This is a genomic window from Amycolatopsis sp. NBC_01480, from assembly GCF_036227205.1.
Taxonomy (GTDB): Bacteria; Actinomycetota; Actinomycetes; order Mycobacteriales; family Pseudonocardiaceae; genus Amycolatopsis.
On the sequence record NZ_CP109442.1, the window covers coordinates 1,180,439 to 1,190,009 of the forward strand.

The 9,571-nt window shown below is 70.7% G+C and carries 8 protein-coding genes; 6 read left to right on the plus strand and 2 right to left on the minus strand.

Going from position 1 to position 9,571, the window contains the following annotated elements; genetic code table 11:
- The first annotated feature begins 10 nt into the window (after nucleotides 1-10).
- The 3 genes from OG371_RS05425 to OG371_RS05435 all read left to right on the plus strand — a co-directional run bounded on the left by OG371_RS05425 (nucleotide 11) and on the right by OG371_RS05435 (nucleotide 3,115).
- Nucleotides 11-694: a PIG-L deacetylase family protein gene (locus OG371_RS05425; protein WP_329066164.1), complete on the plus strand. Its 684-nt coding sequence runs from the start codon at nucleotides 11-13 to the stop codon at nucleotides 692-694.
- A 76-nt stretch (nucleotides 695-770) separates the two neighbouring features.
- The gene (locus tag OG371_RS05430) at nucleotides 771-2,063 is read left to right on the plus strand and encodes a nucleotide sugar dehydrogenase (RefSeq protein WP_329066167.1); all 1,293 of its coding nucleotides are present in this window, start codon (nucleotides 771-773) and stop codon (nucleotides 2,061-2,063) included.
- A gap of 92 nt (nucleotides 2,064-2,155) precedes the next feature.
- Nucleotides 2,156-3,115: an NAD-dependent epimerase/dehydratase family protein gene (locus OG371_RS05435; RefSeq protein WP_329066169.1), complete on the plus strand. Its 960-nt coding sequence runs from the start codon at nucleotides 2,156-2,158 to the stop codon at nucleotides 3,113-3,115.
- Nucleotides 3,116-3,193: 78 nt separating this feature from the next.
- On the opposite strand, the gene OG371_RS05440 is transcribed toward OG371_RS05435, so the two are convergent.
- Both OG371_RS05440 and OG371_RS05445 read right to left on the minus strand, forming a co-directional pair.
- Nucleotides 3,194-3,346: a LuxR C-terminal-related transcriptional regulator gene (locus OG371_RS05440; protein WP_329066170.1), complete on the minus strand. Its 153-nt coding sequence runs from the start codon at nucleotides 3,344-3,346 to the stop codon at nucleotides 3,194-3,196.
- Complete coding sequence (locus tag OG371_RS05445) at nucleotides 3,346-6,030, minus strand: LuxR C-terminal-related transcriptional regulator (protein WP_329066171.1); 2,685 nt, start codon at nucleotides 6,028-6,030, stop codon at nucleotides 3,346-3,348. The genes OG371_RS05440 and OG371_RS05445 overlap by 1 nt, the downstream gene beginning before the upstream one ends.
- A gap of 177 nt (nucleotides 6,031-6,207) precedes the next feature.
- Between OG371_RS05445 and OG371_RS05450 the strand changes: the two genes are divergently transcribed.
- From OG371_RS05450 to OG371_RS05460, 3 genes are all read left to right on the plus strand, one after another.
- A complete protein-coding gene (locus OG371_RS05450) occupies nucleotides 6,208-6,966 on the plus strand; it encodes a thioesterase II family protein (RefSeq protein WP_329066172.1) in 759 nt (252 codons plus the stop codon).
- A gap of 122 nt (nucleotides 6,967-7,088) precedes the next feature.
- Nucleotides 7,089-7,355 (plus strand): hypothetical protein, encoded by a 267-nt coding sequence (locus OG371_RS05455; protein WP_329066174.1) that lies wholly within the window; start codon nucleotides 7,089-7,091, stop codon nucleotides 7,353-7,355.
- 971 nt (nucleotides 7,356-8,326) lie between these two features.
- Nucleotides 8,327-9,568, plus strand: coding sequence for an HNH endonuclease signature motif containing protein (locus OG371_RS05460; RefSeq protein WP_329066176.1), 1,242 nt, complete (start codon nucleotides 8,327-8,329; stop codon nucleotides 9,566-9,568).
- Nucleotides 9,569-9,571 lie beyond the last annotated feature (3 nt).

The following is a 9,571-nucleotide window of genomic DNA, read 5'->3' on the forward strand; positions in this document are numbered from 1 at the left end:
GGGAATCGGTATGCACAGGAAAATTCGCAAACTGCTGGTCGTGGGAGCGCACGGCGACGACGAGACGCTCGGCGCCGGCGGCACCATCGCCCGCCTCGCCGACGAGGGCGTGGTGGTGTCGCTCTGCATCCTGACCAACGACGACGGCTCGCGCTCGGCGACCGGCGCCGGCGTCACCAACCGCACCTCCGCGATCGAGCTGGCGGCGAAGACGCTGGGGGTCGAGCGCGTGAGCATCAGCGAGTTCGGGGACAACCGGCTCGACGCCATCAGCCACCTGGAGCTCAACCGCGTGGTGGAGCGCGAGGTCCGCGACTTCGAGCCGGACACCATCCTGACCACCAGCATGTGCGACCTGAGCACCGACCACTCGCTGGTCAGCCGGGCCGCGCGGGTCGCGGGCCGGCCCGGCAAGGGCAGCGTGCAGGAGGTGCGCACGTTCGAGATCCGGTCGGCCACCGACGTCGGTGAGGCTTCGGGCCTCCCGGTCGCCTTCCGGCCCAACTTGTGGCAGCGCCTCGACGAGACGCACCTGGAGCGCAAGCTCGAAGCGCTGCGGGCGTATGGCAAGGAGCTGGAGCCGTGGCCCAACCCACGCAGCGAGCGCGGGGTCCGCGCGCTCGCCGAATACCGGGGCTCGCAGGTTTCCGCCGGCCTGGCCGAGGCCTTCGAAATCGTCCGGATCGTCCACTGAGGACCGTTTACGGGGGTGCCGATCCCGCCGTTCCCGAGAGACCATTACTTGCCGTGCCAGAAACGGGTGACCAGGAATGACCAGTACTGTCGCTGAATACGAAACCATCGCCGAACTGAACAAGCTGACCTCCGTCGCGGTGATCGGGATGGGCTACGTCGGGCTGCCGACCGCGCTCGGCCTGCACGCCGGCGGGGTCGGGGTGATCGGCATCGACCTGTCGCAGAACCGCCTCGACGCGATCCGCTCCGGCGAGGTCGACCTGATCGAGAGCGACCACCGCCGGCTCGAGAAGGCCGTGCACCAGGAGGACTTCCAGCTCACCGCGGACTCCGCCCGGATGGCCGAGGCCGACGCGGTGCTGGTGTGCGTGCCGACCGGGCTCGACGAGTACCTGATGCCGGACCTCGGCCCGCTGGAGAGCGCGTGCGCGGAGCTGATCGCCCACGCGCGGGCCGGCCAGACGCTGATCCTGACCTCCACCAGCTACGTCGGCACCGCCCAGCGGCTGCTGGTGAAACCGCTGGCGGCCAAGGGTTTCAAGGTGGGCCGGGACATCTTCGTCGCGTCCAGCCCGGAGCGGATCGACCCGGGCAACGTCACGCACACGCAGGCCGAGACGCCGCGCGTGCTGGGCGGCACGACCCCCGCGTGCACCGCGATGGCGCAGCGCGTGATCAACGTGCTCACCCCCGCGGTGCACTGCGTCAGCTCGCCGGAGACGGCGGAGATGACCAAGCTGTACGAGAACACCTTCCGCGCGGTGAACATCGCGCTGGCCAACGAGTTCGCGGAGATCAGCGACGGCTTCTCGATCGACCCGATCGAGGTGATCGACGCGGCGGCGAGCAAGCCGTACGGGTTCATGGCCTTCCACCCCGGCCCCGGCGTCGGCGGCCACTGCATCCCCTGCGACCCGCACTACCTGCTGTGGCAGCTGCGCGCGACGCAGAGCAACGCGCCGCTCGTCACGCAGGCCATGCACGCCATCGCCGAACGGCCGAAGCAGGTCGTGGAGCGGGTGCAGAACACGCTGTCCAAGGACGGCAAGGGCCTGGCGGGCGCGCGGGTCGTGGTCGTCGGCGTGACGTACAAGCCCGGAGTGCAGGACGTGCGCTCGTCCTCGGCGCTGGACATCATCGACCTGCTCGCCGCGAAGGGCGCGAAGGTCGGCTACTACGACCCGCTCGTGCCGAACGTGCGCGTCACCGGCGGCTCGCTCGACAGCGTCGTCGAGCCGGACGGCGGCGACTGGGACATCGCGCTGATCCACACCGTCCAGCCCGGCCACGGCTACGACTGGCTCGGCCAGGTCGGCACCATCGTCGACGCCACCTACCGCTTCGACCCCGCGCTCTTCGGCAACTGACATGAGATCCGCGGCGCTCCGCCGCGGCCCCGGAAAGACTGAGACCCGCGGCGCTCCGCCACGGCCCGGAACAGACTGAGAGAGGACTACCAGTGCGTTACCTCATCACCGGCGGAGCCGGGTTCATCGGCTCCCACCTCACCGAGCACCTCCTCGGCCTCGGCCACGAGGTCGTCGCCCTCGACAACCTCAGCACCGGCACCCTCGACAACCTCGCCGGCGTCGCCGGGCACGCGGGCTTCCGCTTCGTCCGCGGCTCGGTGACCGACCCGGCCGCGGTCGAGTCCTGCATGGCCGGCATCGACGCGGTGTTCCACCTCGCCGCCGCGGTGGGCGTGTTCACCATCCTGGACAAGACGATGGAGAGCCTGCGCACCAACCTGCACGGCACCGAGAACCTGCTCGACGCCTCGCTGCGCCACGACGTGCCGATTCTGGTGGCCTCCACCAGCGAGATCTACGGCAAGAACACCGCCGACGGCCTGACCGAGGACGCCGACCGGATCATCGGCTCGCCGCTGAAGAACCGCTGGTCCTACGCCGAAGCCAAGGCGCTGGACGAGACCTTCGCCCACCTCTACGCGGTGGAGCACGGCCTGCGCACGGTGATCGTGCGGCCGTTCAACACCGTCGGCCCGCGCCAGACCGGGCGGTACGGCATGGTCATCCCGCGGTTCGTCACGCAGGCGCTGGCGGGCGAGCCGATCACCGTCTTCGGCGACGGCCAGCAGACCCGCTGCTTCTGCCACGTGCACGACGTGGTGCCCGCGCTGGTCGCGCTGCTGTCCGACGAATCCGCGTACGGCAAGGTGTTCAACCTCGGCAGCACCGAGCAGACCACCATCTCGCAGCTCGCCGAGCGCGTGATCACCAAGACGGATTCCGAAAGCGTCATCGCGAAGGTCCCGTACGAGGAGGCGTACGGCGAAGGCTACGAGGACATGCAGCGCCGCATCCCGGACTGCAACCGCGCGTACAACCAGATCGGCTTCGTCCCGACGCGCACCCTCGACGACATCATCGACGCGGTGGTCGCCGACCGTCGCCCCTGATTGCTCTTTCACGCGAGGAAGGCCGCGTCCCGTTGGGGGCGCGGCCTTCCTCGCGTGCTCAGTGCGCGGCGTTCAGCCTCAGCCCACTGCCACGCCGCCGAGCTTGCGGTACACCCGGTTGAGGTGCTCGCGGACCGCGTTCGCGGAAACCCCCAGAGCCTCCGCGATCGCGTCGATCCCCGTGCCGGCCGCCGCCAGCTCGGCCACCCGCAGTTCGACCTCGTCGAGCATCACAACCCGCTTTCGGCGCCGGCCAGTTCGTTCGCCAGCGCGGAGCGGCCGGGCACGCCGAGCTTGCGGTACACCCGCGTCAAGTGCTGTTCCACCGTGCTCACGGTGATGTACAGCGCCTCCGAGATCTGCCGGTTGGTCCGCCCGTGCGCCGCCAGCTCGGCGACCCGCAGCTCCGCCTCGCTCAGCGCCACCGGGTTCCCCGTCCCGCCGTCCGGCTCCGGCGCGGCCGTGACCGGCCGTGGCACCGGCCTCGGCGCCGGTGCCCGGGACGCCGCCGAGGACGCCTGCCGCGGCACGTGCACCGGCTTGACCAGGCCGGCCGAGCGTTCCGCCCGCTGGCCCAATTGGTTCAGCGTCCGCAGGGTTTTCGCCAGTTCCAGCCGGTCGCCGGACGCCTTGAACGCCTCGGCCGCACGGTTGAGCAGCCCGGGGCGCGCCGCGCTGTCGCCCGCGAGGGCCAGCACCCGCAGGGCCGAGCCCTGGGAGTAACTGTCGGTCGGGGCCGAGCAGCCGAGCTGCTGCTTGGCCAGCTCGACGGCGAGCGTCGGGTTGCCCAGCCGCAGGTTCGCCTCGGCGAGATCGGTGCGCCAGGGCACGATCGCCGGCAGGTCGAGATTCCGCTCCCGCAGGATTCGCTGGCACTGCTGGAAATCGCTGACCGCGGCGAGCCCCCGGTTCGTCGCCAGGTGGAACTGCCCGCGGGCCCGCAGGTAGCGGACGCCGCCCAGAGTCGTGAACACCACGTCCGGCACCGGGCGCCGCAGCACGGCGGCCGCGGCCTTGAACGCGCCGGCCGCGGTGTGCGCGCTCAGCAGCGTGGCCAGCGGGTAGCTGATCGCGACGCCCCAGTTCGGCGCGTCCAGCAGTGCCAGCGCGCGGGCGGCCTGCTCGGTCGCGGCGGCGACGTCGCCCCGGCGCAGCACCAGGCTCGCGCCGAGCGCGTCGAGCATCGCCTTCCACGTCACCGCGCCGCGGTACTCGGCCTCCTCGCCGAGCGAGGTGCACCAGCCCTCGGCCCGGTCGGCTTTCCCGTCGTAGGCCAGCGCCAGTATCGCGGTGGCCAGCGCCTCGAGCGAGGTGTCGGAAAGCCGGCAGTTCTGCAGAATCCGCTCCGCACAAGCGGAAGTCGCCTCGCCGCCGCCGGTACGCCAGACCGCGCCGAGGGTGTTCGCGGTGTGCAGCCACGGGTCGCCGGACTCGGGCACCGCCGTTTCGGCCAGTGCGGGGGTGACGCCGTAATGCCACTGCCCGGCCAGGCTCAGCTCGGCCGCGGTGCGCGGGTCGAGCGGCTCGACGTCGTCGCCGAGCGCGGTGAACGCGCGCTCGAACGTCTCCCGCTCGCCGAACCACAGCGACTGCCGCACGAGCGCGATCCGGTCCGACTGGTCCAGCTGGTCCCCGCCCCGGCGCAGGCATTCCAGGTGCGGCGCCGCCGCGGCCGGGTTGACCCGCCAGGTGATCTTGGCCAGCAGCTGGGAAATCGTCTGCTGCTCCCACTTCGCCGTCGAAACGGACGCGGCCAGCTTGAGGCACCGGGTGGCGAAGTCGACGTCGTCGCCGAGCATCACCTGTTCCGCGGCTTCGACCAGCACCGGCAGCGCCCAGTCGGCTGCCGCTTCGCCCGCCGCGACCAAATGCCGGGCGACGTCCGCCGCGGCCAGGCCCCGGGCGTGCTTCACCTCGGCGGCCCGGACGTGCAGCCGCACCTTCTCCGGCCCGCGCAGCCCGCCCACCACGGCCGCGGCGGCCGGCCGCTGCCGGAACCGGACGCCGGTGACCAGGCCGCTGTCGGCCAGTACTCCGGCGGACGCCTCGGCGTCGAGCGGATCGACCCCGGCGACGGCGGCCACGGCGTCGGTCGTGACGTCGGTGTCCAGCACCGCGATCGCGGTCGCCACCTCGCGCAGCGGCGAGCCGTAGCGGTGCAGCAGGCGCTGGACCGCCTCGGAGTAGGCGAGGCCGACCCGGCTGTCGTCGGCGTCGCCGCGGTAGGCGTCGAGCAAAGCGTTGACCAGCAACGGATTCCCGGCGGTCAGCTCGTGGATCCGCTCGGGCACGCCGTCGTGGCCGGCCGCCGCGACCAGCTCCGCGATGGCGGCCACCGAAAGCGGCGTCAGCTGCACGTGCCGGTGCGGCTGGGCGGCGAACGGCAGCCCGTCCCCGGTGTACCAGCTGTCCGGGTGGCTCAGCACGAGCAGCAGCGAGGACGAGCGGGTCCGGCGCTGCAGCCGGAGCAGCAGCCGCGCGGAAGTCTCGTCCACGTGGTGGAGGTCGTCGACCGCCACCAGCACCGCGCGTTCGCGGGCCAGCCGGTGCACCGCGCTGGCGAGACCGGCGATCCGCTCGTCCGCGTCACCCTCGGTGAGCGGCCCGGTGACGGCCCTCGGCAGCGCTGGCCCGGCCAGCAGCTGGTCGATCACCCCGCCGTCCACGTCCCGCTCGTCGGCCGCGCCGGCCGCGGTGAGCGTGAGGATGCCCAGCTCCCTGGCCCGCGCCACCACCCGGTTCTGCACCTGCGACTTGCCGCTGGCCGGTCCCCCGCCGACCAGCACGGTTTCCCCCGCGCCGGCGTCGCACTCGATCAGTAGCCCCTCGATGAACGCCAATGCCTCCTGCGGATCGTTTCGGCGGTTCTGCCCCCAGTTCACGCCCATGGTCAGCTCCTCGACGCAGGCGGTCATCTTCCTGCCCTGACGACGGTTCCAGCCGTGCCCTAAGTGCAGCCAACCGCGATCTAAAGTCACCCGAAGGGGCGTCTTGACTACGGACTGTCGCTACCGCTAAAGGCGCCCTTGGCCCAAGAGCTAGGGGTTGCCGGGCCGCCGCGCGCCCCGAAGACTTCCTGAACTGTGACTGCCGTGAACGAGACTTCGAGCCGATGGATCCGGCGCTTCCACCAGGCGGGCGACGCGCGCGTGCGGCTGATCTGCCTGCCGCACGCGGGTGGTTCGGCGACCGCGTACTTCCCGTTTTCGCGCGCGGCCGTCGCGGCCGGGCTGGACGCCGACGTCGTCGCCGTGCAGTACCCGGGACGCCAGGACCGTCGCGCGGAGCGGTGTTATGACGACGTCGGCGAGATGGCCGACGCGATCGCCGAGGACCTCGGCCCGTGGTCCGACCGCCCGCTGGCGCTGTTCGGCCACAGCATGGGCGCCACTGTCGGCTACGAGGTGGCGCGCCGGCTGGAGGCCCGGGGCGCGGATCTGCTGGGCCTGTTCGCGTCCGCCTGCCGGGCGCCGTCCCAGCAGCGGATCGAGTACGTCCACCAGCGCGACGACGACGGTCTCATCGCCGCGCTCAAGGAGCTGAGCGGCACGGACAGCGCGGTACTGGGCGACGACGAGCTGTTGCGCATGGTGCTGCCCGCCGTCCGCGGGGACTACACCGCCGTGGAGACCTACCGGCACGACGGCGGGCCCGAGCTGGTCTGCCCGATCCAGGTGCTGGTGGGCGACACGGACCCGGTGACCGACCTGGCGGAGGCGGCTGCCTGGCGCGCGCACACGAGGAGCGCCTGCGCCGTGGAAGTCTTCCCCGGCGGCCACTTCTACCTGAACGACCGGCTGGACGCCGTCCTGACCACGGTGGCGGCGAGGCTGCGCGAGTGGCTCGGGTAGGGGTGAGGAAACCCCACCTCGCCTTCAGGTGCGGGCCCCATGGTTCCGCGGGCCCGGATTCGCGAAACTGGTTACAGCAAACAGAACAGCCCCGGAACCACCAGCCCTCGGAGGAAGTCATGATGGCGATCCAGACCGCTCCCGGCGTCACCCAGCGGATGCTCCCCAACGGCCACCTCGAGCTGTCCTGCCGCGCCACCTGCCGCCAGGTCGAGTGCGAGCCCGTCGCCGCCGCCATGTGGATCGCCCTCAAGCAGCACAACGGCGACGTCGACCGCGCCGCGGACGTCCTGTCCGCCCTCTGGGAAACCGACACCGAAGACACCCGCTACGACATCATCGCCCTGGCCGGCTCGCTCTGCTCCCTGGGGTTGCTGACCGAGGTCTGAGCTTCGGGCTCGGGTTGGTTTCTTGAGACTTCCGACTTGGATCTTGGCTTGCTGGTGTTGTCGCCCTGGAGGCTTGCCGGCCTCGAGGCTCGCCAGTCTTGAGGCTCGCCGATCTTGCCAGCTTGAGGCTTGCAGGTCCTGAGAGCCGCCGGTCTTGCCACTTTGAAGGCTCGCGGGTCTTGCCACTCGAGGTTCGCAGGCCTTGAGACGTTTGGCTTTGCCGGTCTTGCCGCTTGAGGTTTGCCGGTCCTGAGACCTGCCGGCTTTGCCGCCATGCAGACTCGCCGGTCTTGCCGATCTCGACACCCGAGGTTTGCAAGTCTTGAGACTCGGGATGCTCTCGGGCGTGGTCGCCGCTTCGGCCGATCCGCCACCGTATCCACCCTGTGCCACCGTATCCACCCTGTGCCAACGTTTCAGCCGCGAGCTGACTTCCGCCGCACCACCACCGCCGCCATCTTCGCGCCAACACCACCGCTGCCGCGCGACCACCACCGCACCACAGCATCGCGACCGTCGCCGTCGCCACGCGGCCACCACCGCACCACGACCGTCGCCACGCGGCAACCGCCTAACGCCGCAAGTCGCCACAGCCCACCACCGCCACGCGGCCACCGCCGCCGCACCGCGACCGCCGTGGCCGCCGCGCGACCACCGCCCAAGGCCGCGAGTCGCCACCGCACCGCACCACATCCCGCTTCACCGGTGCGCTACCCCCCGGATCGACACAGCAACGCTGCTCCACATTCCTTCATCCGATGCAATCCCCCCGCCCCCCCGTCTCCGACACACCAGCACCCATCCGGTTTCCCCACTACCGCCCCAAAATCGCGCCCTCCCTCCACTGATCCTGTCCCCAGCGTACTCGGCAACACGACCTCCAGTCCCGTCGAAGTCCTTTGTGGACACACTTATCCACATCACCCGATCGATATCGTGCACATGTTCGACCACCGCCGTAACCTGTACCTATGAGCTACTCCGAAGACCTCTGGCAGGTCAACGAAGCAGCGCTGGCGGCCAGTCTCACCGACTCCACAGCGCGAATCCGCCGCGCCGAAGCGGAGCGGCTGGAAACGATCGCGGAAGTCGCCCGGCGCGGCGTTGCGCGGCTGTACGGGTACCGGTCCTTGGCCTCATGGCTGATGGACCTGCTCGGTATTTCCCGCAGCACAGCGAACAAGCTCGTCCGGCGCGCCGGTGCCCTCTACCCCGGTTCGCACGTCGACGGATCCGAACTCCCCGCGCTGGCCCCGCATACCGCCAAGGCTGCCGCGGAAGGACGCCTCGACAACGAAAAGATCGACGCGATCCTCTTGGCGCTGCGCAAGATCCCGGCAGAACACCGTGCGAGCACGGAAGAGATCCTCGTGCGCTTGGCCGGCACGTCGACCCATCGCGAGATCACCGTCGCGGCGGAACGCATCCTCGCGCATCTCGACCCCGATGGCGCCGAGCCTCCGGGCGACGAGCCGGCCCCACCCCGTCGTGAGCTGTCCCTGCACCGCCGCAAAGACGGTTTCTGGCGGATCTCCGGCCTGCTCGACGAGCTGACCGGCACGAAAACGCGCGCTCTGCTCGAAGCGTTGGAGTCCCAGCGCGGCACAACAGCCGAGGGCACCGTCGCCCGCCGAGGTCCCGACAGCGGCCGCGAAATTCGTGCCGACGCGTTCGCGGATCTCGTCGACCTCGCACTGGTTTGCCCCGACCTGCCCGCGCACGTGGGTGACCGGGCCACCGTGGTGGTCACGGTCGACCTGGCCGACCTGGCCGCCGCGACCGGTCAGGCAACTCTCGACGCGACGGGCAAGATCAGCGCGAGCCGCGCTCGCCGGCTGGCCTGCGACGCCCGGGTCCTGCCCGCGGTGCTGGGAACGAAAAGCCAGGTACTCGACCTTGGCCGCAGCAAGCGCATCATCAGCTCTGCCCAGCGGCAAGCACTGTCCTTACGCGACCGTGGTTGCGCGTTCCCGGGCTGTCGAAGACCGCCGAAGCACTGCGAGGGCCACCACATCGTCCATTGGGCCAACGGCGGCACCACCGACCTCGACAACCTGGTGTTGCTCTGCAGCTACCACCATCATGTCCTGCACGACGCCGGGTGGAAGGTCCGCATCGCGCCCGACGGGCTGCCGGAGTTCATCCCGCCGGTTCTGCTCGACCCGGCGCAACAGCCACGACGCAACATCAACCATGTCCCCCTGGCGGCCTGACGG